The following is a 26821-nucleotide window of genomic DNA, read 5'->3' on the forward strand; positions in this document are numbered from 1 at the left end:
CCGGCCGCGCCGGATCGGTAGGCTGGTCCGTCCATTCCCTGTCCACTGCACGGAGGACGCCGTCATGCCCATCGAATCGCTCTTCCCGCGGCTGGAGCCCCTGCTCCCGGGCGTGCAGAAGCCGATTCAGTACGTCGGCGGTGAGCTGAACTCGCAGGTCAAGGACTGGGACGACGCCGAAGTCCGGTGGGCGCTCATGTACCCGGACGCCTACGAGGTCGGGCTCCCGAACCAGGGCGTGCAGATCCTCTACGAGATCCTCAACGAGCGCGAGGGCGTCCTCGCCGAGCGCACGTACGCGGTCTTCCCGGACATGGAGGCCGTCATGCGGGAGCACGGCATCCCGCAGTTCACCGTGGACGCCCACCGTCCCGTCGGGGCGTTCGACCTGTTCGGCGTGTCGTTCTCCACCGAACTCGGCTACACCAACCTGCTGACGGCCCTCGACCTCGCGGGCATCCCGCTGGACGCCGCCGACCGCACCGGCGAGCACCCGATCGTCATCGCGGGCGGCCACGCCGCGTTCAACCCCGAGCCGATCGCCGACTTCGTCGACGCGGCCGTCCTCGGCGACGGCGAGGAGATCGTCCTCGCGATCACCGAGGTCGTCCGGGAGTGGAAGGCCGAGGGCCGGCCGGGCGGGCGCGACGAGCTGCTGATGCGGCTCGCGGCGTCCGGCGGCGTGTACGTCCCGCGCTTCTACGACGTCGACTACCTGCCCGACGGCCGCATCAAGCGGGTCGCGCCGAACCGTCCGGGCGTCCCGTGGCGGGTCGAGAAGCACACGGTCATGGACCTCGACCAGTGGCCGTACCCGAAGAAGCCCCTCGTGCCCCTCGCCGAGACCGTGCACGAGCGGTACAGCGTCGAGATCTTCCGCGGCTGCACCCGCGGCTGCCGGTTCTGCCAGGCCGGCATGATCACCCGTCCCGTCCGGGAGCGGTCGATCACCACCATCGGCGCGATGGTCGAGAGCGGCCTCAAGGAGTCGGGCTTCCAGGAGGTCGGCCTCCTCAGCCTCTCCAGCGCCGACCACAGCGAGATCGGCGACGTCGCCAAGGGCCTCGCCGACCGCTACGAGGGCACGAACACCTCGCTGTCGCTCCCGTCCACCCGCGTGGACGCCTTCAACATCACGCTCGCGAACGAGTTCTCCCGCGGCGGCCGCCGCTCCGGCCTCACGTTCGCGCCCGAGGGCGGCTCGGAGCGCATGCGCAAGGTGATCAACAAGATGGTCACCGAGGACGACCTGATTCGCACCGTCACCACCGCGTACGAGAACGGCTGGCGGCAGGTCAAGCTCTACTTCATGTGCGGCCTGCCCACCGAGGAGGACGAGGACGTCCTCGCGATCGCCGACATGGCGAAGCGCGTCATCGCGGCCGGCCGCGCGGCGACCGGCCGCAAGGACATCCGCTGCACGGTCTCCATCGGAGGGTTCGTGCCGAAGCCGCACACGCCGTTCCAGTGGGCCGCGCAGTGCGACCACGAGACCGTCGACGCCCGCCTCCGCGCGCTCAAGGACGCCCTGCGCGGCGACAAGGAGTACGGGCGCGCGATCGGCCTGCGCTACCACGACGGCCAGCCGTCGGTCATCGAGGGCCTGCTGTCGCGCGGCGACCGCCGCGTCGGCCGGATCGTCCGCGCCGTCTGGGAGGACGGCGGCCGCTTCGACGGCTGGAGCGAGCACTTCTCCTACGAGCGCTGGACGGCCTGCGCCGAGCGGGCCCTCGCCGACGAGCCGGTCGACCTCGACTGGTACACCCTCCGCGAGCGCGACGAGGTCGAGGTCCTGCCCTGGGACCACCTCGACGCCGGCCTCGACCGCGAGTGGCTCTGGCAGGATTGGCAGGACGCCGTCGACGAGACCGAGGTCGACGACTGCCGCTGGACCCCCTGCTACGACTGCGGCGTCTGCCCGACCATGGGCACCGAGATCCAGATCGGCCCCACCGGCAAGAAGCTCCTCCCGCTCTCCGTCGTCTGACGAGGCGGGCCCCGAGCGACACGAGGCGGCGGCGGGACGGGCCTGACGGCTCGGCCCCCGCCGCCGCCTCGTTTCCACGCTCCGCAGCGGGACGGGCGGGGGTTCGCCGCGCGGTCGCGGCGGCCGGGTGCGGGGTGTCGGGACCGGGTGCTCTGGCAGCGAGAACGCCGATGGGGGCGGGCGTTCGGGCCGCCGGGGCGGGGGCGTTCGCCGGCCCGGCGCGTCCCGGTCCGCGGACCGGGCGTCCTCATCGGGGGCGGGGGCACCGTACTCTATAGGGAGACGTTTCACACTCGGCACGAGTAGGAAGGACGAGAGCCCTGGCACCCAAGCCGGAGGGACCGGCACCGGCCCCCGTGATCCAGCGCCTGCGCGTCCGTTATGCCAAGCGCGGCAGGCTGCGCTTCACGAGCCATCGCGACATCTCCCGGGCCGTGGAACGCGCCGTACGGCGCGCCGGGATCCCCGTCGCGTTCAGCGCCGGATTCACCCCCCACCCGAAGATCTCGTACGCGGGTGCGGCGGCGACCGGGGTTGCCAGTGAGGCCGAGTACCTCGAAATCGGGCTCACCGAGACCCGCGACCCTGCGCGGGTGCGGGCCGATCTCGACGCGGCCCTGCCGCCCGGGCTCGACATCGTCGATGTCGTGCCGGTGCGTGCGGGCGGCGCCGGAGACGCGCAGGCCAAGCCCGGCGCGTTCGCCGATCGGCTCGAGGCGTCCAGGTGGCGGATCCGGCTGGACGGCGTGCCCCCGGGCGACGCCGCCGCGGCCGTGGCCGCCTTCCTCGACGCCGACGTCATCGAGGTCGAGCGCCTCACCAAGAAGGGGCGGCGCCGGTTCGACGTGCGCGCCGCGGTCAGCGTGCTCGAGGCGGAGGCCGACGAGCCGGACCGGCGCGCCGCGGAGGCGGCGGATGCCCCTTGTGCGATACTTCGAATGGTTGTTCGGCATTCCACACCCGCCGTTCGACCCGACGACATCCTCACCGGTCTGCGCCAGATCGCCGACCTCGCGCCGCCGTCGCCGCCAATGGTGACCAGGCTGGCGCAGGGGCCTCTGGACGCGGCCACCGGTGGCCTCGGGGATCCCCTGGATCCCGACCGGGAGATCGGCCCGCCGTCCGGCGACGACGCCGCGGCGGCCGGCGGCCTGCAACGGCCGCGGCCCGGGGAGCCCGCGAGCGCGGATGCCGCCGGCGCCCGCCAGTGAGGCCGAAGCCGTGGTGACACGGAACCGGTCCGCAGGGACGGTGGGCGCGCCCCCGACGACTTCGTCGTCACCGCCGGACGACGGCGGTGGCGACACCGACTGACGGAGAGTTCCCGTGCGGCGCACCGCACCGATCCGCCGAAGGGCGGAACGCGCTGTCGCGCCCGGGAGCCTGACGGGAGATTGCCCGCATGCTGGAGAACGAAGCCGATTCGGCGCAGGCCGAAGGCACCGATGACGAGAACACCGCCGCGACCGAGGCGAACGGCACCGGAGGGTCGGGCGTGACGACGCGCCCGCGCCGCCGCGCCAGCCGTCCCGCCGGTCCGCCGCCCGAGATCGAGGAGGAGCCCGCGGCCCCGCCCGCCGCACCGGACGCCGCGTCCGAGGACGAGACGCCCGACGAGGCCGTCGACGAGGCGGCCGCCGAGGCGGCTGAGCCCGAGGACGCGCAGCCTGAGGACGCCGCGCAGGCTGCGAGCGCCCAGGCCGAGGACGCGCAGAGCGACGCCCCGCAGGGCGACGCCGCGCCGGGGGAGGACGCCGCGCGGGCCGAAGGCGCGCCGGGGGAGGAGACCGCGGAAGCGACGCAGGCCGCGCCGGAGCCCGCCTCCGCCGCCGCCGAGGAGCCCGCGCCCCCGAAGAAGACCACCCGGACCCGCGCCCGCAGGAGCACGAAGGCAGCCGCGCCGGCCGGGTCCGCGGAGACCGCCGAGCCCGTCCCGCCGACCGGCGCCGAGACGTCCCCGGAACTCGCGGGCGAGTCCGCGAAGAAGGCGGACGAGAAGACGGACGAGAAGGCGGAGGAGAAGGCCCCCGCGACCCGGACCCGCACCCGCCGCCGCACCGCCGCCGCGAAGACCGCGGAGCCGCCGGCCGAGAGCGCCGCGCCCGCCGAGCCGCCCGCCGCGTCCGCCGAGGTGCCGCCCGCGCCGACCGTCCCGCCCGCCGTCCCGTCCGTTCCGGAGGTTCCCGCCGTTCCGGTGGCGGGGACGGCGCCCGGCACCGGCGAGGTGTCGGAGACCGAGCCCGCGAGCGGCATCGCGGTGCCCGGCGTGACCTTCCAGCCGCCGATGGTGGTGTTCCAGCCGCCGCAGCCGAAGGCGGAGGACGCCGCCCGCCGCGAGGAGGCGGTCAAGGCCGCCGCCGAGACGGCCGAGCGCGAGGCCGACGAGGAGATCGACGACCGCGCCGACGACGACTCCGAGGACCGCCCGTCCCGCCGCAGGCGCCGCCGCGGCGGCCGCGGCCGGGGCCGCAACGGCAGGGACGGCGTCGACGACGAGGCCCAGGGCGCCGAGGAGGCCGAGGAGGAGCCGGCCCCCGCCGACAAGGCCCGCACCGAGAAGGCGGACAAGGCCGACAAGGGCGACAAGGGCGACAAGGTCAAGGACCGGTCCAAGACCGAGAAGACCAAGGCCGCGAAGACCAAGGACGCCAAGGAGCAGCCCGAGGAGGCCGAGGCCGAGGCCGACGCCGGGGACGCCGACGACGAGTCCGGCCAGGGCGGGACGAGCCGCCGGCGGCGCCGCCGCAGGCGCCGGTCGGGCGGCGACGGTGACGGCACGGGCGTCGCCGACGACCCGCCGAACACCGTCGTGCACGTCCGCGAGGCGCGGGCAGTCGAGGACGAGGTCCAGTCCGTGCGCGGGTCCACCCGCCTGGAGGCCAAGAAGCAGCGCCGCCGGGAGGGCCGCGAGCAGGGCCGCCGCCGCCCGCCGGTGATCACCGAGGCGGAGTTCCTGGCGCGCCGCGAGTCGGTCGAGCGGGTCATGGTCGTCCGCCAGGAGGGCGAGCGCACGCAGATCGCGGTCCTCGAGGACGACGTCCTGGTCGAGCACTACGTGAACCGCGCGACGCACCAGTCGTACGTCGGGAACGTGTACCTCGGCAAGGTGCAGAACGTGCTGCCGTCGATGGAGGCGGCGTTCGTCGACATCGGCAAGGGCCGCAACGCCGTCCTGTACGCGGGCGAGGTCAACTGGGACGTCGCCGGGCTGGAGGGGCAGCCGCGCCGCATCGAGTCGGCGCTGAAGTCGGGCCAGTCGGTGCTGGTGCAGGTCACCAAGGACCCGCTCGGCCACAAGGGCGCCCGGCTGACCAGCCAGGTCTCGCTGCCCGGCCGCTACCTGGTGTACGTGCCGGACGGCTCGATGACCGGCATCAGCCGCAAGCTCCCCGACAAGGAGCGCAGCCGCCTCAAGCAGATCCTGAAGCGGGTCATGCCCGACAACGCGGGCGTGATCGTGCGGACGGCGGCGGAGGGCGCCACCGAGGAGGAGCTGGCGCGCGACGTGTCGCGCCTGGCGGCCCAGTGGGACAGCATCCAGAAGAAGGTCAAGAACGCGTCGGCGCCGTCGCTGCTGTACGGCGAGCCGGACCTGACCATCCGCGTCGTCCGCGACATCTTCAACGAGGACTTCAGCAAGCTCGTCGTGTCCGGCGCGGGCGCGTGGGACACGGTGTCGGAGTACGTCGAGTACGTCGCCCCGCACCTCGCCGACCGCGTGGAGCGCTGGACGGACGACCAGGACGTGCTGGGCGCGTTCCGCATCGACGAGCAGATCGCGAAGGCGCTGGACCGCAAGGTGTGGCTGCCGAGCGGCGGCTCGCTGGTGATCGACCGCACCGAGGCGATGACGGTCATCGACGTCAACACCGGGAAGTTCACCGGGCAGGGCGGCAACCTCGAGGAGACCGTCACCCGCAACAACCTGGAGGCGGCCGAGGAGATCGTCCGCCAGCTCCGGCTGCGCGACATCGGCGGCATCGTCGTGATCGACTTCATCGACATGGTGCTGGAGAGCAACCGCGACCTGGTGCTGCGCCGCCTGGTCGAGTGCCTGTCGCGGGACCGTACCAAGCACCAGGTCGCCGAGGTCACCTCGCTGGGCCTCGTGCAGATGACCCGCAAGCGCGTCGGCCAGGGCCTGCTGGAGGCGTTCTCGGAGACGTGCGAGTCGTGCAACGGCCGCGGCATCCACGTCCACCTGACGCCCGTCGACCTGAAGGCCGAGAAGGACACGGGCGGACGGCGCCGCAAGCGCAAGGGCGAGGTCGAGCGGGCCGTCGAGGAGAAGCTGGCGAAGTCGGAGAAGCCGGACGCGAAGGCCGCCAAGGGCGAGCCGAAGCAGGAGGCGGCGAAGGCGGAGCCCGCGAAGGGCCGGAGGGGCCGCGCGGCGAAGGCCGCGGAGGCCGAGCCGGCCGAGGCCGCCGCGCCCGCCGCGGAGGAGGCCGCGCCGGTCGCCGAGCCGGTGCGGACGCGCCCGAAGAAGTCGGGCCCGGCCAAGCGCCCGGCCGGGCCGCCGCCGGAGCCGGACGCCGACGAGGCGCAGCCCGCGCAGGCCGCGGTCGAGGCCGCGGAGGCCGCCGCGGACGTCGCGCCCGGCACGCTGGACGCCGCCGAGGCCGAGCCGGTCGCGGTGCAGGCGAACGGCTCGTCGAACGGGCTGTCGAACGGCGCCGCGCCGGACGCGGCCGAGGCCGCCGAGCCGGCGGCGCCGGCCGAGGCCGCCGCGGGCGGGGAGGGCGACGGCGAGGCCACCGCGGCCCCGCGCCGCCGCACCCGGCGCTCCCGCGTCGCCGCCCAGGCCGCCGACGGCGCCGACGACTGACGGACGGACGGGACGTCCTGGCCCGCGCGCGGGTACGTGCACGCGCACGCGTTCGCGTTCGGGTCAGGGCGTCCAGTACACTCGTACTTCGGTGTGCGGTGACGCGCGCCGACACGAACTCGCACCGCGGCCCCCGTCCGGGGATCGGCCGGTGCACCCCCCGCCGATCCGGTGGGGAACGAGCAGAGAGCGCCGCGGCTTCGGCCCGGCGTGCCGCCTTCGGCCCCGTGCCGGGGGTAGGCCCTCACCCGAGGGCTGGTACAGCCACGCGTGGGACTGGTTCGATCCAGAAGCACGCGCACGACGAGAGGTTTCCGCGGTGTACGCGATTGTCCGCGCAGGCGGCAGGCAGGAGAAGGTCGCCGTCGATGACGTGCTGACCGTCGACAAGCTGGCCGGCGAGGTGGGCTCGACCGTCACGTTCCCGGCCGTGCTGGTCGTGGACGGCGACCAGGTCGTCAGCTCTTCGGCCGACCTGGCGCGCTACGAGGTGACCGCCGAGATCCTCGGCGCGGTCAAGGGCCCGAAGATCAACATCATGCACTACCGGAACAAGACCGGGTACAAGCGGCGGATGGGTCACCGCCAGCCGTACACCGAGGTCAAGATCACCGGTATCAAGTCCGGAAAGTAAGGAGAGCGGTCACATGGCACACAAGAAGGGCGCATCGTCCAGCCGTAACGGTCGCGACTCCAACGCCAAGCGCCTCGGCGTGAAGCGGTTCGGCGGCCAGGTCGTCAACGCCGGCGAGATCATCGTCCGGCAGCGCGGCACCCACTTCCACCCCGGCCCCGGCGTCGGCCGCGGCGGCGACGACACGCTGTTCGCGCTCGTCGCGGGTGCGGTGGAGTTCCGGCGCTACCGCGGCCGCAACGCGGTCAGCGTCGTCCCGCCGGCGGAGTAGTCCGCTTCGGGAAGAGTCTTTCGCAAGGGGCGGACCGTTCGGGTCCGTCCCTTGCGCTGTTTTCAGAGCCCTTCGCGGGGCCGAGCGCAAGGAGAGTCGCCGTGGCCGCTGGTGCGGGATCGGGTGCCCAGTTCGTGGACCGGGTGGTGCTGCACGTCGCGGCGGGCAGCGGCGGGAACGGCTGCGCGTCGATCCACCGGGAGAAGTTCAAGCCGCTCGGCGGACCGGACGGGGCGAACGGCGGCAACGGCGGCGACGTCGTGCTCGTCGTCGACACGAACGCCGCGAGCCTCCTGGAGTACCACCGGCGCCCGCACCGCCGGGCGGGCAACGGCCGGCCGGGGCAGGGCGGGCACCGGACGGGCGCCAACGGCGACGACGTGGTCCTGCCGGTCCCCGACGGCACCGTCGTCAAGGAGGGCGACGAGGTGCTGGCCGACCTGGTCGGCGAGGGCACCCGGTTCGTGATCGCGCGCGGCGGCCGCGGCGGCCTCGGGAACGCGGCGCTGGCCACCGCCAAGCGGAAGGCGCCGGGGTTCGCGCTGCTCGGCGAGCCCGGCGAGGAACGCGACGTCGTGCTGGAGCTGAAGAGCGTCGCCGACGTCGCGCTGGTCGGCTTCCCGAGCGCCGGGAAGTCGTCGCTGATCGCCGCGCTGTCCGCCGCGAAGCCGAAGATCGCCGACTACCCGTTCACCACGCTCGTCCCGAACCTCGGGGTGGTCAGCGCGGGCGACACGACGTTCACGGTCGCCGACGTCCCGGGCCTGATCGAGGGCGCCAGCGAGGGCCGCGGCCTCGGCCTCGAGTTCCTCCGGCACATCGAGCGCTCGTCGACGCTCGCGCACGTCCTCGACTGCGCGACGCCCGAGCCCGGACGTGACCCGCTCAGCGACTTCGAGGTCATCGAGCGCGAACTGCAGGCGTACGACCGCGTCCTCGGCGACCGGCCGCTGTCCGATCGTCCGCGCCTGGTCGTGCTGAACAAGGTGGACGTCCCGGACGCGCGCGACCTCGCCGAGCTCGTCCGTCCGGAGTTCGAGGCGCGCGGGCTGCGCGTGTTCGAGGTGTCCGCGGCGACCCACGAGGGCCTGCGGGAGCTGTCGTTCGCGCTGGCCGCGATGGTCGCGGAGCACCGCGCGAGCCTGCCCCCGGCGGAGCCGACCCGCATCGTGATCCGGCCGGAGCCGGTCGGCGGCGGAGCCGAGTTCGAGGTCAAGACGATGGGCGAGAACACCTACCTGATCACCGGGGAGAAGCCCGTCCGGTGGCTGCGGCAGACCGACTTCCAGAACGAGGAGGCCGTCGGGTACCTCGCCGACCGCCTCGCGCGGCTCGGCATCGAGGACGCCCTGCGCGAGGCGGGCGCCGAGGCGGGCGCGACCGTCATGATCGGCACCGTGGACGACTCGGTGGTGTTCGACTGGGAGCCCGACATCCCGGCCGGGGAGGTCGCCGCGGGACCGCGCGGCACCGACCGCCGGCTCGACGGCCGCTGACCGGGGAGGGACGTCCGTGACCGAACGCGCGGAGATCGCGAAGGCCCGCCGGATCGTGGTCAAGGCGGGCTCGTCGTCGCTGACCACGCCGCAGGGGACGATCGACGCCGCCCGCATCGACGCCCTCGTGGACGTCCTGGCGGCCCGCCGCGACGCGGGCGCGGAGATCGTGTTCGTGTCGTCGGGGGCGATCGCGGCCGGGCTCGGCCCGCTCGGGCTGACGCGGCGCCCGTCCGACCTCGCGACGCAGCAGGCGGCGGCCAGCGTCGGGCAGGGCGCGCTGTTCGCCCGGTACACGTCGTCGTTCGCCCGGTACGGCGTCACGGTCGGGCAGGTGCTGCTGACCGCCGACGACATGATGCGCCGCTCCCACCACCGCAACGCGCAGCGGACGCTCGCGCAGCTCCTCGCGCTCGGGGTGCTGCCGATCGTCAACGAGAACGACACGGTCGCCACCGACGAGATCCGGTTCGGCGACAACGACCGGCTCGCGGCGCTCGTCGCCCACCTGACCCGCGCGGACGCGCTCGTCCTGCTGTCGGACGTGGACGCCCTGTACACGGGCGACCCGCGGCAGCCGGGCGCCCGCCGCATCACCGACGTCCGGTCCCCGGCGGACCTGGACGGCGTGAAGCTGGGCGGGTCGGGACGCGTCGGCACCGGCGGCATGGTCACCAAGGTGGAGGCGGCCCGGATCGCGGGCATCCCGGTGGTGCTGACGAACGCCGCGTCCGCCGCGCGGGCGGTCGCGGGCGACGCCGTCGGCACGCTGTTCCACCCGGCGGACGACCGCCGCCGCGCCACCCGGCACCTGTGGCTGGCGCACGCCACGACCGGGCAGGGCCGCATCGTGCTCGACCCGGGCGCCGTCGACGCGGTCGTCCAGCGGGGCAAGTCGCTGCTCCCCGCGGGCGTGACGGGCGTCGAGGGCGACTTCGCGGCGGGCGACCCGGTCGACCTGTGCGGCGCGGACGGCCGGGTCGTCGCGCGCGGCCTGGCGAACTACGACGCGTCGGAGATCCCCGACCTGATGGGCCGCTCCACCCGCTGGCTGGCGCGCGAGCTGGGCCCCGAGTACGAACGCGAGATCATCCACCGCGACCATCTCGTGGTGCTGACCGACCGCTGACCCCAGGAATTCGACCGGAGAGGAACGTCGGATGAGCGAGCAGGACCGGGAACGCGAGGAGTTCCTGCGGGTGGCGCGGACCGCCCGCGACGCCGCCGCGGGGCTGGCGCCGCTGCCGCGCGCCGCGAAGGACGCCGCGCTGCGCGCGATCGCGGACGCGCTGGTGGACGGGGCCGCGCGGATCATCAAGGCGAACGAGACGGACGTCGCGCGGGCCCGGGAGAACGGCACCCCGGAGTACATGATCGACCGGCTGAGCCTGTCGGCGGAGCGGATCGCCGCGATCGCCGAGGCGGTCCGGGAGGTCGCGGCGCTGCCGGACCCGGTGGGGGAGACGGTGCGCGGGAACGTCCTGCCGAACGGCCTGGAGCTGCGGCAGATCCGGGTGCCGCTGGGCGTCGTCGGGATCATCTACGAGGGCCGTCCGAACGTCACGGTGGACGCCGCCGCGCTGTGCCTGAAGAGCGGGAACGTCGCGATGCTGCGTGGCTCGTCGTCGGCGTACGAGTCGAACTCGGTGCTGGTGACGGTGATGCAGGAGGCGCTGCGGGGCACGGACGTCCCGGAGGACGCGGTGCAGCTCGTCCCCGGCACGTCCCGTGAGTCGGTCAAGCACCTGATGCGCGCGCGCGGGCTCGTGGACGTGCTGATCCCGCGGGGCGGCGCGTCGCTGATCAACTCGGTCGTGGAGGAGTCGACCGTCCCCGTGATCGAGACCGGGGTGGGGAACTGCTCGGTCTACGTCGACGCCGCCGCCGACCTGGACGTGGCGCTGGACATCCTCGTGAACTCGAAGACGCAGCGTCCGTCCGTCTGCAACGCGGCGGAGACGTTCCTGGTGCACGCGGACGTCGCCGACGAGTTCGTCCCGCGCGCGCTTGCTGCGCTCCAGGAGAAGGGCGTCACCGTCCACGGGGACGAGCGCGTCCGGTCGCTCGGTGACGGCGTCGTCGAGGCGACCGAGGACGACTGGTACGCCGAGTACCTCTCGCTCGACATCGCCGCCCGCGTCGTCGGCTCCCTGGACGACGCCGTCGCGCACATCCGCCGGTACGGGTCGGGCCACACGGAGGCGATCGTGACCACGTCGCAGGCCGCCGCGCGCCGCTTCACCGCGCTCGTCGACTCGGCGGCCGTGATGGTGAACGCCTCGACCCGGTTCACCGACGGCGGCGAGTTCGGCTTCGGCGCGGAGATCGGCATCTCCACGCAGAAGCTGCACGCGCGCGGCCCGATGGGCCTGCAGGAGCTGACCTCGACGAAGTACGTCGTCACGGGCGACGGGCACCTGCGCGGCGCCTGACCGTCCGTCCGGTCCGGCGGCGGCTGATCCGAGATTCGTTCATCTATGTGACATCTCGGGGCTTGATGTCACTCGTATCCGTGTGGTCTGATCCACAGCGTGACTCGTGAGATCAGCCGCCGCCGCGTCCTGCAGGGCGCAGCCCTGGGGGCGGGGATCGCCGCCACCGGGCTCACCGCCTTCCCGGCCCGCGCCGCCGCCGCGCCCCGCCTGCGCGGTCCGGTCGCCGGAACGACCCTCGACCGCACCTACCTCCTCGGCGCCCCGGGCGCGGGCGGCTACCGCAAGATCGTCGCCGGCCCGGGGGAGCCGCACGTCCTGCGCCGCGACCTCGGCGGCACCGCGTCGCCCGGCCGGGCCGCGCGCCGCCGCGGCGTCCTCGCCTTCGGGCACCTCACCGACGTCCACGTGATCGACGCGCAGTCCCCGGCGCGCGTCGAGTTCGTCGACCGGTTCAAGGACGCCCTGAGCGTCCTGCCAGTCGAGGGCGCGTACCGCCCGCAGGAGATCCTCTCCACGCACATCGCCGAGGCCATGGTCCGGTCGATGAACGCCGTCGGGCGCGGCCCCGCGACCGGCCTCGACCTCGCGTTCGTCATCAACACCGGGGACGCGGCCGACAACGTCCAGTACAACGAGATCCGCTGGATCATCGACCTGCTCGACGGCGGGCGCGTCCGCCCCGACTCCGGCGACCCGAACCGGTACGAGGGCGTCATGGACCTCGCCGCCTACGACCGCGCCTACTGGCACCCCGAGGGCCCGCCGCCCGGCGCCGAGGCCGACCTGCCGACGGCGCGGCACGGGTTCCCGCGCGTCCCGGGCCTCATGGACGCCGCCCGCCGCCCCTTCCGGGCGACCGGCCTGCGGGCGCCCTGGTACGCGGTGTTCGGCAACCACGACGGCCTGGTCCAGGGCAACCTGCCCATCAACCCGCTGGTCACCGCGCTCGCCACCGGCGGCATCAAGATCGGCGCCCCGGCCGACGACGCGCAGGCACAGCGGCTCGCCCGCATGATCACCGACGGGAACGGGCGCGAACTGGTGCGGCTGAGCCGCGCCCGCGGCGCGTCCGGCGGCGGCCTGTTCCGGCCGGTCACCCCGGACCCGGACCGCCGGATGCTGTCGCGCGCCGAGGTCGTCCGCGAGCACTTCAGCACGAGCGCGTCCCTGCGCGGCCACGGCTTCACCGCCGCCAACCTCCGCGACGGGACGGCCTACTACGCGTTCGACCAGGGCGTCGTGCGGGGCATCGCGCTCGACACCGTCAACCCCAACGGCTACTCCGAGGGCTCCCTCGACCGCGCCCAGCTCGCCTGGCTGGAGGACGAGCTCAAGGCCGGCAGCCGCCGCTACCGCGACGCCCGCGGCGACCTCGTGATGCACGACGTCCGGGACCGCCTGTTCGTCCTGTTCAGCCACCACCCGATCGCCTCCCTCGGCAACCCGCTCGGCGGCGACCGGGTCCTCGGCGACGAGGTGAAGGCCCTCCTGCTCCGCTACCCGAACGTCGTCCTGTGGGTGAACGGCCACACCCACCGCAACGAGGTCGTCCCGCACGCCCGCGAGGGCGCGGCCGGCCCGGGCGGCTTCTGGGAGGTCAACACGGCCGCGCACATCGATTTCCCGCAGCAGAGCCGCATCGTCGAGCTCGCCGACAACGGCGACGGCACCCTGTCGATCTTCGCGACCGTCCTCGACTCGGCCGGACCCGCCGCGCACGGCGGCCGGATCGGCGACCCCGTCCGGCTGGCGTCCCTCGCCCGCGAACTCGCCGGCAACGACTGGCAGGACGCGCCGGACGAGCGCCGCGGCGCCGCCGACGACCGCAACGTCGAACTCCTCGTCCCCAAGCCGTTCTAGGCGTCCAGGGCGATCCGGCACGCCGAAAGGGCCGCCGTGTCCGTGTCACGGCGGCCCTGGCCACGGCACGCTTCGCGCGGCCGGAGGCGCCCGGCGCCGGAGGTCGCGCGAAGCGCGGAGCGGGACGACCGGAGCGTGCGTACGTCGGCCGTTCAGGACCCGAGGGCTTGCACCAGCACGCGAGGATCGTTCCGCGACCGACGGGGGTTCCAGGGGGTCGCCCCCCTGGGCAAGCTCAGTTGGGGCGTCGGGCGATGCGGTCGAAAAGGCCGCCCGCCGCGCCCGCGGCCGCGTCCGCCATGTCGCGGACCTTGCCGACGAACGGGTCCGCCGTCTGCTCCCACGACTCCCGGTACGACCGGGCCGCGTTCCTGATCTCGTCGGTGACCTTCGCGCTGCCGTCGTCGTCGCGGCGCGGGTAGTCCCCGGCGAGGATGCGCTCGTACTCCCCGCTGCGCGCCCACTTCTCGATCTCCGCGAACCGGATCACCGCGAACGGGTGCGACTGCGGCAGCAGGTTCAGGAACTTCAGCAGCCCGTCCCGGACGTCGCCGGCCGCGTCGTACTCGCGGGCCTGCTCCAGGAACGCCTCGGCGCTCATCTCCGACAGCTTCGTCCCGCCCGCGAGCTTCATGTTCACGCGCTTGGCGGCGTCCAGGTCCTGCCCGGCGAGCAGGCCCGCGCGGTCCGACGACAGCTCCGCCTTGCGGAACCACTCCCGCAGCCCGATGATGATCGCCGCGATGCCCACGTTGCCGAGCGGCAGCCACGCCAGCCGCGACCCGAGCCCGATGAGGATCTGCATCATCGTCTGGTAGACGGCGTGCCCGGACAGGATGTGCCCGACCTCGTGCCCGACGACGAACCGCAGCTCCTCGTCGTCCAGCAGGTCGATCAGCCCGGTGTTGATCACGATGAACGGGTTGTCGGAGCCCAGCGCCATCGCGTTCGGGGTCGGGTCCTGCTTGACGAAGACGTCGGGCACCTCCTTCAGGTCGAGGATGTACGACGCGTCCCGCACCATGTCGTGGAGGTGGTGGAACTGGCTCTCACCGACCCGGACGGTCCCGCCGAGGAACATCAGCCTGATGGCCCGCTCGTTGACCAGTCCCGACAGCTTGCGCAGGACGACGTCGAACCCGGACAGCGAGCGCAGCGCCACCAGCGCCGAGCGGTCCGCCGGGTGTTCGTAGGCCCGGGAGCTGATCCCCGGGAAGCGCTTGCGTGCTCGATCCGGTGTGTTCTCCGTCATGTCAGGCATGGTAGTTCCGACGAACCGGCGCGCCACAGGGTTCCCGCCGGACGCCGGGGTGAACGTTCCGGCCGGTTCACCGGCTGGCTATTCTCGTCGTCATGACGCAAAAGCGGCGGCTCGGGATCATGGGCGGCACGTTCGACCCGATCCACCACGGGCACCTGGTGGCCGCCAGCGAGGTGGCGCACTTCTTCTCGCTGGACGAAGTGGTCTTCGTCCCCACCGGCCTTTCGTCCCACAAGGAGGGCCGCAAGGTCGCCGCCGCCGAGGACCGCTACCTCATGGCCGTCATCGCCACCGCCTCCAACCCGCGCTTCTCCGTCAGCCGCGTCGACATCGACCGTCCCGGCCCCACCTACACCGTCGACACGCTCCGCGACATCCGCGACGTCCAGGGGCCCGAAGCCGACCTGTTCTTCATCACCGGCGCCGACGCGCTCGAGAAGATGCTCACCTGGCACGACACCGACGAACTGTTCGACCTCGCCCACTTCATCGGCGTCACCCGCCCCGGGCACCGCCTCGCCGACCCCGGCCTGCCCAACGGGCGCGTGTCCCTCATGGAGGTCCCGGCCCTGTCGATCTCCTCCACCGAGTGCCGCGACCGCGTCCACTCCGGCGAGCCGATCTGGTACCTCGTCCCCGACGGGATCGTCCAGTACATCAACAAGCGCGGCCTCTACCGCGACGAACCGTCCTGACCTGCGCGACGATCCGCACGGCTCGTCCGTCCGCCCCGCTCCGACCCCGCGTCGTCCGACATACCCTGGAGTAGGAAGGGTCGCGTGTGAACGCGGCCGGACGACAAATTGATCGGGCCGCCGGCCCCCGCCCGTGAGATGGTGGAGCCGAGACGACCCCTACAGGGAGGATCGCGAGCGCATCGTGACCGCATCCGAAAGGGCCGCAACGCTGGTCCGGATCGCCGCGGAGGCGGCGGGAGACAAGCTGGCCGACGACATCCTGGCCTACGACGTGAGCGAGCAGCTCGTCATCACCGACGCGTTCGTGCTCTGCTCCGCCCCCAACGACCGCCAGGTCCGCGCCATCGTGGACGAGGTCGAACGACGGCTCCGCGAGGAGGCCGACGCCAAGCCCGTCCGCCGCGAGGGCGAGCGCGAGGGCCGCTGGGTGCTCCTCGACTACGCCGACGTCATCGTGCACATCCAGCACGAGGAAGACCGCGTCTTCTACGCGCTCGAACGGCTCTGGAAGGACTGCCCGGTGATCGAGCTGCCCGAGTCCGTCACCGCGCACCAGGCGCAGCGCGCCCGGACCGTCGGGAGCATCGGTGAGTGACGCGCGCCGCGAGCCCGGCCGGCGCCGGCTCGTCCTGTGGCGGCACGGCCAGACGGCCTGGAACGTCGAGAACCGCTTCCAGGGCAAGACCGACATCCCCCTGGACGGGACCGGCCTTCGGCAGGCCCGCCGCGCCGCCCGCCTCCTCGCCGGGCTGCAGCCGACCGAACTGCTGGCGTCCCCGCTGCAGCGCGCGTCCGTCACCGCGGCCTGCCTCGCCGACGTCACCGGCCTCCCCGTCCGCTACGACCGCGATCTGATCGAGCGCGACGGCGGCGAGTGGGAGGGCCTCACCGGCCGCGAGATCCGCGAACGCTACCCCGCCGCGCACGCCGCCTGGCAGCCGCCCGGCGGCGAGACCAGCGCCCAGGTCGCCAAGCGCGTCGGCGCCGCCCTCGACCGCGCCCTCGACGACCTGCCCCCCACCGGGACGCTCGTCGTCGCGTCCCACGGCGCCGCGCTCAGGCTCGGCATGTCGTACCTCCTCGGCCTCCCCGAGAGCGTCTGGGAGCGCCTCGGCGGCCTGTCGAACTGCTGCTGGTCCGTCCTCACCGAGATGCGCGACGGCGGCTGGCGCCTCGCCGAACACAACGCCGGCACCCTCCCCGAACCCGTCCTCGGCGACGATCGCACGGACAACGGGGCCTGAGGCGAAACGATTCGTGTCCGGTCACTGAAGTCCGATACACTGGCGAAGCCCTGCGGGATGAACGTCCACGCAGCGGCGCGGGGCTATGGCGCAGTTGGTAGCGCGCCTCCATGGCATGGAGGAGGTCTGGGGTTCGAATCCCCATAGCTCCACGCGTTCTTTGTGGAAGAGGCTCCGGGTCCTTGGACCCGGAGCCTCTTTCATGTGCCATCGGCGGCCGCTCCGTAATGGTGCACGGAGCGGCCGGCCGTCCTACCGGTGCGGGGTTGGTCGATCCTCTAGAGGCCCGGGGTGGTCCGCTGCTCGGCGCCCTGGGCCATCGCGGCGCGGAACGTCTGCGGGCCGAAGATGCCGTCGACGTCGATCTGCTTGCGTTGCTGGAACGCGCGGACGGCGCGCTCGGTGGCCGTGCCGTACCAGCCGTCGACCTTGAGGTTCCGGTCCTGCAGGGCCTTCATCGCGGCCTGGACGCCCTTGACGATGTGCGCCTTCCCGTTGTTCGGGCCGTCGCCCGGGAGCACCTCGCCGATGTCGCGGCGGAGCTCGCTCATGGTCTCGCCGGTGACGGTGCCCTCCGGGTCGACGTCGATGAAGCGGGCCCGCTGGTACCGCTTGACGTCGTCGACCATGTCCCGGAGGTACACGTCGCCGTTGGAGGCGGCCGGGTTGCAGTTGTTGTAGTACCCGAGCTGCGTGAGCGCGCAGCGGACGAACGCGACGCGGTAGCCCTCGTCCCCCACGTCGAGCTCCACCCACGGCTGGAGCTCGATGGCCTTCACGACCCGCGGGTCGGTGTCCGGGCCGTCGGCGGACGCCGCGCCGACGCCGGCGACCGCCGTCAGCGCGGCGGCCGCGAGCACGAACATCGTGCGAAGCAGAATCTTCATGTGAACCCCCCGTTCATCGGTTGGATCCTGACATTCGGATGTGATGGGGGCGTCCGACGAATGGTTCGGCCGTGTTGCGTAAAATCGAAAGCGAGTCCGACGGATTAGAACGGGCCCGGGTTTACATAGATCATCTGTTTTTGCCGAAAATGGGCGTTCCGGGGATTATGATCGCGATCTTTCATGGAGATCGCGTATGCGTGCGGCATGTCGGGGACTTGCCGCCCGGACAGGGAGGGCCGGGGTGCCGTACAGGTCACGCATGGTGGGGGGCGGCGTCGAAGGCGGGCGGGGCGTCGCGGTAAATGCGCACGCAAAACGTTGATCACGAGGACGGACGCCTTTGCCCTGGGCGCGCTTGGCGGTCTTGATCATGCGGGAACAGTCGTCGGTGGCGATGCCGATCGAGATGAGGGGTAGCCCCAATGAGAGCTCGTATCACCGGAAGAGCGACCCTGCCCGCCGTCGTGGCCGCCTCGGTCGTGGCGGTCGCGGCGCCCGCGGTGGCGCAGGTCGCGGTGCCGGCGGCGATGGACCCGGACCCGGCCCCGGTCGCGGTGCCGGTGGACAAGGACAAGGACTGCGAGCAGGGGCTGGAGTTCCTGAAGCAGATCAAGCTGCTGCCCAAGCAGCCGGATCTCGCCAAGACGCTGTGCACGCTCGACACCGACAAGTCGTCGGGCGAGGAGGAGCCCGGCCGGCCCCAGGGGCTGCAGATGCCCCGCGACTACACGCCGCCGGCCGCCGGACGGCCCACCGAGCAGAACACTCGCGACCACGACGTGGCCGAGCACCAGGACAAGCTCCTCGGGCTGCCCATGGACTGGCCGGAGGGCCTCACCGTCTGGATCCCGACGCTCCAGCAGGGCCAGTGGCACTCCTACAGCAACAGCGCCGCGGACGGCGCCGCCAAGGACGGGGCCGCCAAGAACGAGGCCGCCAAGGACGGGGCCGCCAAGGACGAAGCCACAGCGCCCATCCGCTGACCCGTCGCGCGGGCCGTGGGGATCCGTGCCCCCCGCGGCCCGCGTTCCGAGCGGTGTCCAACGTGCACTAAGCTCTTCACTGCACCGAGGGGCTATGGCGCAGTTGGTAGCGCGCCTCCATGGCATGGAGGAGGTCTGGGGTTCGAATCCCCATAGCTCCACAGGTTGGTTTCAGAAGAGGCGCCGGGCTCGCGAGCCCGGCGCCTCTTCCGTGTTCAGGCCGTGAAGCGGAGGACGGCGCCGATCTCGTGGTGTTCGCCGCCGTTCGAGGGGAGCACCACCAGTTCGCCGTCGGTCGCCGCGACGGCGCGGACGAGCGCGGCGTCCGCCCGGTCCTCGTGGACGTCCGTCACGCCGAACTCGGTGCGCAGCTCCTCGGGGGACGACGCGAGCTGGACCGGGTCGGGCCCGAACCACAGGCTCTCCCGGGAGCCGGGGTCGTCCTCGTCCAGCAGCAGGGTCTCGACCTGGCCGTTGCGGACGGCCTCGACGATCGCGGGGATGCCGGCCACCGCGCGCTGGCCGTTGGCGAGCTCCCGGTCGAAGCGTTCGGCGACCGTCATGACGCGCTCGGCCGTCTTCAGCTTCAGGATCCGGTTCAGCTCCGCCTCCAGCTCCGGATCGTGGACGTCGGTGTTGCGATCGAGCTCGACGACGTGCTCCAGGACGCTCTCGGAGACCTCCTCCAGGACGGCCGACCGGGCGCGGGTGTCGCCGGCGATCACCACCGCCTGCGCGCCGCAGCGGTCGGCGGCGCGGTCGATCTCGTGCGCGACCTTCTTCGCGTTGAGCTTCCAGACGTTCTCGGACGAGCGCTGGAACCGGGACTGGTTCCAGTCGCCCGCCTTCGTCTTGCGGATCGGGTACTCCTCGTCGCCGTCGACCTCGATGTGCTCGTGCCGTCCGTCGGCGGTCACGCAGTCGATCTCGCCGCCCCGGCGGTCCACGACGGCGACCATGTGGGGGAACCGCTCGCCGCGTTCGGCCAGGTAGGGCAGGACGTGGGGGAGCGGGGCCAGCCGGGCGTGGGGCGTGCGGGGCGGACCGGGGAGCCGCTCGGCGTACACGACCTCGCCGTCCGCCGCGAAGATCACCAGCCCCTCGGAGCGGCGCCGTGCGATCTCGTCCTCGATGGTCGCCTCGATGGCGCGGAGGGTGGCGGCGGGGGTGCCCTGGTCCTCCAGGTCGGTGCGCAGCGCCCGCCACCGCAGCTCGACGGCCTTGGCGGCGTCCTCGGTGGTGCGGGTGAGGTCGGCGTACACCGACGCATAGGGGCCGGGGTGCTGGTACAGCGTCTTGAGGAATGACAGCTCCATAGGGTCGCCGTACCCGATCCATATGGGGCAAACGTAAAGAATGGGGCGTCCGGGGTCAGCCCTCCGCGGACTGCTGCAGCCGCGCGTACACCAGCTGCAGCCAGTCGGACGCGGCGACGGCCGTCATGGTCGCGCCCGCGAACCGGGTGGTCTCGGGTGCGAACACCAGCCCCGCCGCGTAGGCCGTCGCGACCCACTGGCCCGTGCAGAACGGGCAGGTGACCAGCTCCCCGACGGCGTGCCGGACGCCGTGCCCCCGCACCTCCTCGGCGACCTCCGCCGGACCGGACGTCCCCGAGTAGCGGGTGAACGGGGCGCGCAGCGGGCTCGTCACCGGGTCCTTGGCGATCAGCCGGGACAGCTTGTGCGTGGTGACCGCCATCAGCGCCAGGTCGCCCGCGCCGATGGCGGGCACCCGGTCCCGGAACCGCTTCGCCAGCACGCCCAGCGCCCCGGCCGTCAGGGCGTAGACGGCCATGGTGCCCAGGTACGAGCCGAGCGGCCGGTCCTCGTCGCCCGCGTAGCGCTCCTTCTCCCTGCGGGCGGTGTCGACGACGGCGTTCATCACTCCTCCTTCTCCGGGGGGACGATCAGGCAGAACTCGTTGCCCTGCGGGTCGGTCAGCACCGTCGTGAGCCAGCCGTTGTCCACGAACGGGCCGCGGACGACGCGCGCCCCCAGCCCCGTGACGCGCGCGAGCTCGGCGTCCATGTCGGCGACCCGGAGATCCGGATGCACCCGGTTCTTGCCGGACTTCGGCTCGGGGACGCGCTGCAGCAGCATCGTCGGGTTCCGGCTCCGCGGGTCGGTCAGCGTCACGTAGGGCTCGTTCAGCGGGCGGCGCTCGTAGCCGAGCGCCGCGGCCCAGAAGTCCGCGAGAGAGTCGGGATCGGCACAGTCCATGACGATGACGAGTTCCATCCCGATCCATTACCCGGCGTGGGCCGTCCACACATCGGGGACAATGGCCCCGGAAAGGGGACACGTGCGCATCGGCATCCTGGGCCCGCTCGTCGTGCGGGACGCGGCCGGGCGGCCCGTCGAGGTCGGCGGCCGGAGACTGCGCGCCCTGCTCGTCCGGCTCGCGCTCGACGCGGGCCGGCCCGTCTCGGCGGCGCGCCTGCTGGACGACCTGTGGGACGGCGACCCGCCCGGCGGCAACGCCCTGCAGGCGCTCGTCTCCCGGCTGCGCGGCGCGGCCGGCCGGGACGTCGTCGAGCACGGCCCCGCCGGATACCGGCTCGGCGTCGCCCCCGACGAGGTCGACGCCGTCGCGTTCGAGCGCGCCGTCGCCGCCGCCCGCCGGACCGACGACCCGGCACGGCGGGCCGACGAACTCGGCCGCGCCCTCGGGCTGTGGCGCGGCCCCGCGCTCGCCGACGTCGCCGGCGACGACTTCGCGCGCCCGGCGATCGCGCGCCTGGACGAGCTGCGGCTCGCCGCCGTCGAGGACCGGCTCGACGCCGACCGCGCCGCGGCCCGCCCCGCGCCGCCGCCCGCCGAGCTCGCCGCCGTCGCCGCCGCGAACCCGCTGCGCGAACGGCTCCGCGCCCACTACGTCCGCTCCCTGCGCGCGGCGGGGCGCCGCGCCGACGCCCTCGTCGCCTACGAGGAGACCCGCCGCGCCCTCGCCGACCGGCTCGGCGCCGACCCGTCCCCCGAACTCGCCGCCGTCCACCTGGCCGTCCTGCGCGACGACGACGCCGGCGCGTCCGCGAACGGCTCCGGTCCCGCGCCTCCCGGCGACCGCCCCGCCGCGGCCCGCCGCCGGACGAACCTGCCCGCGCAGCTCACGACCTTCGTCGGCCGGGAGGAGGAGTCGCGGCGCGTCGGCGAGCTGCTGAGCGAGCACCGGCTCGTCACCCTCACCGGCCCCGGCGGCGCGGGCAAGACCCGCCTCGCCGGGGAGATCGCCGCGGCGCACGTCGCCGGAACCCCGGACGGCGTCTGGTTCGTCCCGCTCGCCCCGGTCAGCGACCCCGGCGACCTCGCCCAGGCCGTCCTCACCGCGCTCGGCGCCGCCGAACCGGTGTGGAACCCCGACGCCCGGCCGCCCGCGCACCCCCGCGAACGGCTCGCCGCGTTCCTCGCCGCCAAGAGCCTCGTCCTCGTCCTCGACAACTGCGAGCACCTCGTCGACGCCGTCGCCCGCCTCGCCGACGACCTCCTCGCCCGGGCGCCCGGCGTCCGGATCCTCGCGACCAGCCGCGAGCCGCTCGGCATCACCGGCGAGTCGCTGTGCCCGGTCCCGTCGCTCCCGCTGCCGCCGCCCGCCGCCGACGGCGGGCCCGACCCGTCCGAGGCGCTGCGGTACGCGTCCGTCCGGCTGTTCGCCGACCGCGCCGCCGCCGTCCGCCCCGGCTTCGCGGTCGACGCCGGCACCGTCGGCGACGTCGTCGAGATCTGCCGCGCCCTCGACGGCGTCCCCCTCGCCATCGAACTGGCCGCCGCCCGGCTGCGCGCCCTCACCCCCGGCCAGGTCGCGGCCCGGCTCGGCGACCGGTTCCGGCTGCTGTCCGCCGGGAGCCGCGCCGCGCTGCCCCGGCACCGCACCCTGCGCGCCGTCGTCGACTGGAGCTGGGACCTGCTCGACGACGTCGAACGCACCGTCCTGCGCCGGCTGTCGGTGTTCGCGGGCGGCGCCGCCCCGGACGCCGCCGCCCGCGTCTGCGGCCTCGACGCCCCGGACGCCCCCGCGCCCGACGACGTCCTCGACGTGATCGCCGCGCTCATCGACAAGTCGCTCGTCCTCGCGGACGGCGGCGCGGACGTCCGCTACCGGCTGCTGGAGACCGTCCGCGTCTACGCGGGCGAACGGCTCGAGGAGGCCGGCGAGGCGCGGCGGGTCCGCGCCGCGTACACCGCCCACTTCCTCGACCTCGCCGTGCGCGCCGACCCGGAACTGCGCCGCGCCGACCAGCTCCGCTGGACCGAGCACCTGTCCGCCGAGCGCGACAACCTGGCCGCCGCGCTCCGGCACGCCGTCGACGCGGGGGACGTCGAGACGGCGCTGCGCATGTTCGGCTCCCTCATGTGGTTCTGGTTCATGCACGACATGGAGATCGAGGCGGGCGCCTTCGCGGACGCCGTCCACGAGCTCGCCGCGGACGCGCCGCCGCCGGACCTGGCCGACGAGTACGCCCTCACCGTCCTGTCCGCCGGGATCGTCGCCGAGTTCTCCTCCGGGCACGGACCGACGATCGACTCGCTGCGCGCCGCCATCGAACGCTTCGTCCGGGCCGTCCCCGAGGAGCCGCGCCATCCGATGCTCGCCCTCGCCCGTCCCGTCCGCGCCATCTTCGCCGGGGACAACGACGAGGCGCGCCGCCTCCTGAAGAGGCTCGACGACCACCCGGACCCGTGGGTGAACGCGGTAGCCCGCGTCGTGCTCGGCCACATCGCGATCAACGTCGGCGACATCGACGCCGCGGAGGCCGAGGCCGCCGTCGGCTGCGCCCGGTTCCGCGAGCTCGGCGACCGGTGGGGCCTGCTCGGCGCGCTCGGCTGCCAGGTCCAGGTCCACGTCGCGCGCGGCGACTTCGCGGCGGCCCTCGCCCTCGCCGAGGAGGCGCAGCGGCTCGGCGAGACGGGCATCGGCGTGGACGCTGGCGTCATGATGCTCGTCCTCGTCGGCGAGGTCCGGATGCGGACCGGGGACCTCGCCGCCGCGCGCAAGGACCTCCAGCAGGCCATGGACACCATGCGGGAGCGCGGCGACTACGCCGACGCCGGCACCGCCGCCCTCGCCCTGAGCGAACTGTGCCTCTGGGAGGGGGACCGGGACGGCGCCCGCGCGCTCGCCGAACGCGTCCACGAGTGGACCGCCGAGCGCCGCTACCGTCCCGACATCGCCCTCGTCGCGCGCCGCGCCCACATGCGGCTCGGCTGCCTCGCCGGGGAGGACGGCGACCTCGACGCGGCCGCGCGCTGGCACGCCCTCGCCGTCGCCGGCCTCGACGCCGACGTCTTCGCCGGCAACCCCACCCTCGCCGTCCTCGCCGAGGGCCTCGCCTCCCTCGCGGACGCCCGCGGCGAGCACGCCGCGGCCGCCGAACTCCTCGGCACCGCCCAAGCCCTGCGCGGCTACCGCGACGTCGGCTCCTACGACGACCGGCGGGTCACCGAGTCCGCCGCGAAGGCCCTCGGCGGCGCCGCGTTCGACGCCGCCCACCGGCGCGGCCGCGCCGCCGACCGCGCCGCGTTCGTCGCCCGTGCGGCCGCCCTGGCGGCGCCCGTCCGTCCGGACGCGGAGGGCGGGACGGACGCAGAGGGCGGGGCGGACGCGGCGGACGGGCCGGGACGCGCCGCGGCGCGCCTCGACCCGTCCGGCTGATCCGGTCACCCGGTCACGCGCGCCGCGCGTACATGCGGACGGCCAGCGGGAACGTCACCAGGACGATCCCGGCGGCCCACGCCAGCGTGATCCAGACGTGGTTCCCCACCTCCCCGCCGATCATGAGCGCCCGCATCGCGTCCGCGAGGTGCGTCACCGGGCTGACGTCCGTCCACGCCTGCAACCAGCCCGGCATCGTCGAGGTGTCCGCGACGAGGACGCTGCTTCCGAACGTCAGCGGCATGACCCAGATCATCGCGATGCCCTGCACCGTCTCCGGGCTCGGCGCCACCAGCCCCACCAGCACCGACACCCAGCACACCGCCAGGTAGAACGCGTACGCGAGCGCGATCGCGGCCAGCACCGACAGCGGATCGGTGTGAAAACGGAAGCCCAGCAGCGACCCGAACCCCACCAGGATCGTCATCATGACGACGAACCGGACGGTGTCCCCGAGGACCGTCCCGATCAGCGGCGCGCTCCGCGCGATCGGCAGGCTGCGGAACCGGTCGAACACCCCGCGATGGATGTCCTCGTTCAGCGCCACCCCCAGCCCCATCGTCGAGAACATCGCCATCTGGGCCACCAGCCCCGGCAGCAGCACCTGCAGGTACGACTGCGTGTCGCCCGCCACGGCACCGCCGAACACGTACAGGAACAGCAGCAGGAACACGATCGGCATCAGCGTCGTGTCGAGCAGCTTCTCCGGCGAGTACCGGAGCTGCGACACGTTCCGCCACGCCAGCGTCAGCCCGTGCCGCAGCGTCCGCCGCGGCCCGATGCGGGCGGGCGGCTCGGCCATGTTCATCGGAATCGCGGTCATGCCGGGCTCCCTTCCCGCACCGGCCCCGCCGCCGGCGCCTCGGCGACATGGCCCGTCAGCGTCAGGAACACCTCGTCCAGGCTCGGCATCCGCACCGCCAGCTCCGCCGGCGTCAACGACACCTCGTCCAGCCGCCGCACCAGCGCCGACACCGCCCCCGGGTCGCTCACCGGCGCCGTCACCAGCCCCGTGGCCGCCTGCACGTCCGGACGTCCCCCGGTCACCTCGGCCACGATCGCGGTGAGCTGCTCCACCCGGAACGGCTCCGCCGCCCGCACCGCGAGCGTCTGCCGCCCCACGCGTCCCTTCAGCTCGCCCGACGTCCCCTCCGCGATCACCCGGCCGTGGTCGAACACCACGATCCGGTCCGCGAGCGCGTCCGCCTCCTCGAGGTACTGCGTCGTGAGCAGCACCGTCGCCCCGTCCGCCACCACCGCGCGCACGGTGTCCCACACCTCGTTGCGCGCACGCGGATCGAGGCCCGTCGTGGGCTCGTCCAGGTAGATGACGTCCGGCCGGTTGATCAGGCTCGCCGCGAGGTCGAGCCGCCGCCGCATCCCGCCCGAGTACGTCTTGACCGCGCGCGGCCCCGCCTCCGTGAGCCGGAACCGCGCCAGCAGCTCCGCCGCCCGGGCCTTGGCCTCCGCCCGTCCGAAGTCCAGCAGCCGCGCGATCATCACGAGGTTCTGCGTCCCCGACAGCTCCTCGTCGACCGACGCGTACTGCCCCGTCAGCCCGATCTTCGCCCGCACCCGGACCGCGTCCCGCACGACGTCGTAGCCGCACACCTCGGCGCGTCCCGAGTCGGGCCTGAGCAGCGTCGCGAGCACCCGAACCGCCGTCGTCTTGCCGGCCCCGTTCGGCCCCAGCACCCCGAGCACCGTGCCCCGCCGCACCGCGATGCTCACGCCGTCCAGGGCCTGCGTCTCCCCGAACCGCTTGCGCAGCTCCTCGGTGCGTATCACGTCGTCCATCCCCGTGCCTTCCTCGTCGTTCGCTGTGACGTCGACCACCGTCCACGACCCCGCTGACACGGGACTCACACGAGGGCCGCAGTGCTGACGCCGTCCTGACGCACGGCTGACGCGGACGCCGGTACACGCACGTGACCAGGAGGTTTCCGGCAGACGCCGTGGAGGTGGACGGTTCGATTTGACGATCGCTTCGGGGCTGCCTAATGTTCTTCCTGCCCCAAGGGGATGCGGGACGCCGACAGGCGGACGGCCCCGGGGAAGCCACCCAGACGAAAAACGGTTCGGAGCACGCTTCGGAGCGAGCTACTCTGGAATGGCAAGCCCGGACGGGATGCAGGACACCGCGAGGTGGCCGGCCCGAGGGACTCCTCCGAACGATCTTCCGAAGACGGTTCGCGCCGTCGGCGGCGGGTTCCCGGAGGGCGGGCGCCGACTCCGAAGATCGACTCGCAAGAGCCGGTTGACAGAGACGAAGATCCAGGTAAGATAGAAGGGTTGCCCCGGAGCAAGGCCCGCGAAAGCGGGACCGAGCGCGGTGGGTGTCCGTTTCTTGAGAACTCAACAGCGTGTTAAAAGCCAGTGCCTTTAACGATTCGGCCGGCAGGTCGGATCACCCCCGAGGCCCTGCACCCTCCCTCCGGGGAGGTTGTGAGGCTGGGGATTTCTTTGAGGCAAGCATCCAATGGATGCATTGCCGGGATTGTTTCCAAGGTTTGGCTCTTCGGGTTCGCCCCCGGAGGGTCGGTGAGACCTTAATGGAGAGTTTGATCCTGGCTCAGGACGAACGCTGG

21 protein-coding genes and 2 tRNA genes are annotated in these 26821 nt (G+C 73.4%); 16 read left to right on the top strand and 7 right to left on the bottom strand.

Going from position 1 to position 26821, the window contains the following annotated elements; all coding sequences use genetic code 11:
• Positions 1-64 precede the first annotated feature (64 nt).
• The 9 genes from AB0L25_RS12755 to AB0L25_RS12795 all read left to right on the top strand — a co-directional run bounded on the left by AB0L25_RS12755 (position 65) and on the right by AB0L25_RS12795 (position 13508).
• Entirely contained in the window at positions 65-1987 is a 1923-nt protein-coding gene (locus AB0L25_RS12755; protein WP_500171445.1) for a TIGR03960 family B12-binding radical SAM protein, read from the top strand.
• Positions 1988-2343: 356 nt separating this feature from the next.
• Positions 2344-3198, top strand: a complete 855-nt coding sequence (locus AB0L25_RS12760; RefSeq protein WP_500171447.1) for a TIGR03936 family radical SAM-associated protein — start codon at positions 2344-2346, stop codon at positions 3196-3198.
• 191 nt (positions 3199-3389) lie between these two features.
• On the top strand, positions 3390-6812 hold the full coding sequence (locus tag AB0L25_RS12765) for an Rne/Rng family ribonuclease (protein ID WP_500171449.1): 3423 nt from the start codon (positions 3390-3392) through the stop codon (positions 6810-6812).
• Between the two features lie 319 nt (positions 6813-7131).
• Positions 7132-7446, top strand: coding sequence for a 50S ribosomal protein L21 (gene rplU / locus AB0L25_RS12770; RefSeq protein WP_500171451.1), 315 nt, complete (start codon positions 7132-7134; stop codon positions 7444-7446).
• A 13-nt stretch (positions 7447-7459) separates the two neighbouring features.
• Positions 7460-7717, top strand: a complete 258-nt coding sequence (gene rpmA / locus AB0L25_RS12775; protein WP_021595697.1) for a 50S ribosomal protein L27 — start codon at positions 7460-7462, stop codon at positions 7715-7717.
• A gap of 101 nt (positions 7718-7818) precedes the next feature.
• On the top strand, positions 7819-9213 hold the full coding sequence (gene obgE, locus AB0L25_RS12780; RefSeq protein ID WP_500171454.1) for a GTPase ObgE: 1395 nt from the start codon (positions 7819-7821) through the stop codon (positions 9211-9213).
• Between the two features lie 16 nt (positions 9214-9229).
• On the top strand, positions 9230-10342 hold the full coding sequence (gene proB / locus AB0L25_RS12785) for a glutamate 5-kinase (RefSeq protein ID WP_500171456.1): 1113 nt from the start codon (positions 9230-9232) through the stop codon (positions 10340-10342).
• Positions 10343-10373: 31 nt separating this feature from the next.
• Entirely contained in the window at positions 10374-11645 is a 1272-nt protein-coding gene (locus tag AB0L25_RS12790) for a glutamate-5-semialdehyde dehydrogenase (RefSeq protein WP_500171458.1), read from the top strand.
• A 99-nt stretch (positions 11646-11744) separates the two neighbouring features.
• Positions 11745-13508, top strand: a complete 1764-nt coding sequence (locus AB0L25_RS12795) for a TIGR03767 family metallophosphoesterase (protein WP_500171460.1) — start codon at positions 11745-11747, stop codon at positions 13506-13508.
• Between the two features lie 235 nt (positions 13509-13743).
• Here the strand turns inward: AB0L25_RS12795 and AB0L25_RS12800 are convergent, their stop codons facing one another.
• Positions 13744-14760: a M48 family metallopeptidase gene (locus AB0L25_RS12800; RefSeq protein WP_500171462.1), complete on the bottom strand. Its 1017-nt coding sequence runs from the start codon at positions 14758-14760 to the stop codon at positions 13744-13746.
• A 101-nt stretch (positions 14761-14861) separates the two neighbouring features.
• On the opposite strand from AB0L25_RS12800, the gene nadD reads away from it, so the two are divergent.
• The 4 genes from nadD (at position 14862) to AB0L25_RS12820 (ending at position 16863) form a co-directional block, all read left to right on the top strand.
• Positions 14862-15464, top strand: coding sequence for a nicotinate-nucleotide adenylyltransferase (nadD, locus tag AB0L25_RS12805; RefSeq protein ID WP_500171464.1), 603 nt, complete (start codon positions 14862-14864; stop codon positions 15462-15464).
• Positions 15465-15648: 184 nt separating this feature from the next.
• Positions 15649-16062: a ribosome silencing factor gene (gene rsfS / locus AB0L25_RS12810; protein ID WP_500171465.1), complete on the top strand. Its 414-nt coding sequence runs from the start codon at positions 15649-15651 to the stop codon at positions 16060-16062.
• Entirely contained in the window at positions 16055-16711 is a 657-nt protein-coding gene (locus AB0L25_RS12815; RefSeq protein ID WP_500171467.1) for a histidine phosphatase family protein, read from the top strand. The genes rsfS and AB0L25_RS12815 overlap by 8 nt, the downstream gene beginning before the upstream one ends.
• A 79-nt stretch (positions 16712-16790) precedes the next feature.
• Positions 16791-16863: transfer RNA gene (locus tag AB0L25_RS12820), tRNA-Ala, on the top strand.
• Between the two features lie 126 nt (positions 16864-16989).
• Here the strand turns inward: AB0L25_RS12820 and AB0L25_RS12825 are convergent.
• Positions 16990-17598: a peptidoglycan-binding domain-containing protein gene (locus AB0L25_RS12825; protein ID WP_500171469.1), complete on the bottom strand. Its 609-nt coding sequence runs from the start codon at positions 17596-17598 to the stop codon at positions 16990-16992.
• Positions 17599-18023: 425 nt separating this feature from the next.
• On the opposite strand from AB0L25_RS12825, the gene AB0L25_RS12830 reads away from it, so the two are divergent.
• The gene (locus AB0L25_RS12830) at positions 18024-18584 is read left to right on the top strand and encodes a hypothetical protein (RefSeq protein ID WP_500171470.1); all 561 of its coding nucleotides are present in this window, start codon (positions 18024-18026) and stop codon (positions 18582-18584) included.
• 88 nt (positions 18585-18672) lie between these two features.
• Positions 18673-18745, top strand: a tRNA-Ala gene (locus AB0L25_RS12835).
• A 54-nt stretch (positions 18746-18799) separates the two neighbouring features.
• On the opposite strand, the gene AB0L25_RS12840 is transcribed toward AB0L25_RS12835, so the two are convergent.
• Genes AB0L25_RS12840 through AB0L25_RS12850 form a run of 3 tightly spaced genes read right to left on the bottom strand, consistent with a single transcriptional unit; the run spans position 18800 to position 20821 of the window.
• Positions 18800-19900, bottom strand: coding sequence for a baeRF2 domain-containing protein (locus AB0L25_RS12840; RefSeq protein ID WP_500171472.1), 1101 nt, complete (start codon positions 19898-19900; stop codon positions 18800-18802).
• Between the two features lie 55 nt (positions 19901-19955).
• Positions 19956-20465, bottom strand: a complete 510-nt coding sequence (locus AB0L25_RS12845; protein WP_500171474.1) for a DUF1360 domain-containing protein — start codon at positions 20463-20465, stop codon at positions 19956-19958.
• Positions 20465-20821 (bottom strand): VOC family protein, encoded by a 357-nt coding sequence (locus AB0L25_RS12850; RefSeq protein ID WP_500171476.1) that lies wholly within the window; start codon positions 20819-20821, stop codon positions 20465-20467. The genes AB0L25_RS12845 and AB0L25_RS12850 overlap by 1 nt, the downstream gene beginning before the upstream one ends.
• Positions 20822-20885: 64 nt before the next feature.
• On the opposite strand from AB0L25_RS12850, the gene AB0L25_RS12855 reads away from it, so the two are divergent.
• Complete coding sequence (locus AB0L25_RS12855) at positions 20886-24233, top strand: ATP-binding protein (RefSeq protein WP_500171478.1); 3348 nt, start codon at positions 20886-20888, stop codon at positions 24231-24233.
• Between the two features lie 13 nt (positions 24234-24246).
• Here AB0L25_RS12855 and AB0L25_RS12860 read toward each other — a convergent pair whose 3' ends face one another.
• Positions 24247-25056, bottom strand: a complete 810-nt coding sequence (locus AB0L25_RS12860; RefSeq protein WP_500171480.1) for an ABC transporter permease — start codon at positions 25054-25056, stop codon at positions 24247-24249.
• A complete protein-coding gene (locus tag AB0L25_RS12865) occupies positions 25053-26030 on the bottom strand; it encodes an ATP-binding cassette domain-containing protein (protein ID WP_500171482.1) in 978 nt (325 codons plus the stop codon). Before AB0L25_RS12865 ends, AB0L25_RS12860 begins: the two co-directional genes overlap by 4 nt.
• Positions 26031-26821 lie beyond the last annotated feature (791 nt).

The sequence above is a fragment of the Spirillospora sp. NPDC052242 genome (assembly GCF_040679555.1).
Classification (GTDB): domain Bacteria; phylum Actinomycetota; class Actinomycetes; order Streptosporangiales; family Streptosporangiaceae; genus Spirillospora.

What these genes read in the sequence shown, in the direction of transcription:
- AB0L25_RS12755 (WP_500171445.1), top strand. Translation starts at nt 65, where the DNA reads ATGCCCATCGAATCGCTCTTCCCGCGGCTGGAGCCCCTGCTCCCGGGC.
- AB0L25_RS12765 (WP_500171449.1), top strand. Translation starts at nt 3,390, where the DNA reads ATGCTGGAGAACGAAGCCGATTCGGCGCAGGCCGAAGGCACCGATGAC.
- rpmA (WP_021595697.1), top strand. Translation starts at nt 7,460, where the DNA reads ATGGCACACAAGAAGGGCGCATCGTCCAGCCGTAACGGTCGCGACTCC.
- AB0L25_RS12790 (WP_500171458.1), top strand. Translation starts at nt 10,374, where the DNA reads ATGAGCGAGCAGGACCGGGAACGCGAGGAGTTCCTGCGGGTGGCGCGG.
- AB0L25_RS12800 (WP_500171462.1), bottom strand. Translation starts at nt 14,760, where the DNA reads ATGACGGAGAACACACCGGATCGAGCACGCAAGCGCTTCCCGGGGATC.
- nadD (WP_500171464.1), top strand. Translation starts at nt 14,862, where the DNA reads ATGACGCAAAAGCGGCGGCTCGGGATCATGGGCGGCACGTTCGACCCG.
- AB0L25_RS12825 (WP_500171469.1), bottom strand. Translation starts at nt 17,598, where the DNA reads ATGAAGATTCTGCTTCGCACGATGTTCGTGCTCGCGGCCGCCGCGCTG.
- AB0L25_RS12830 (WP_500171470.1), top strand. Translation starts at nt 18,024, where the DNA reads ATGAGAGCTCGTATCACCGGAAGAGCGACCCTGCCCGCCGTCGTGGCC.
- AB0L25_RS12840 (WP_500171472.1), bottom strand. Translation starts at nt 19,900, where the DNA reads ATGGAGCTGTCATTCCTCAAGACGCTGTACCAGCACCCCGGCCCCTAT.
- AB0L25_RS12845 (WP_500171474.1), bottom strand. Translation starts at nt 20,465, where the DNA reads ATGAACGCCGTCGTCGACACCGCCCGCAGGGAGAAGGAGCGCTACGCG.
- AB0L25_RS12850 (WP_500171476.1), bottom strand. Translation starts at nt 20,821, where the DNA reads ATGGAACTCGTCATCGTCATGGACTGTGCCGATCCCGACTCTCTCGCG.
- AB0L25_RS12860 (WP_500171480.1), bottom strand. Translation starts at nt 25,056, where the DNA reads ATGACCGCGATTCCGATGAACATGGCCGAGCCGCCCGCCCGCATCGGG.
- AB0L25_RS12865 (WP_500171482.1), bottom strand. Translation starts at nt 26,030, where the DNA reads ATGGACGACGTGATACGCACCGAGGAGCTGCGCAAGCGGTTCGGGGAG.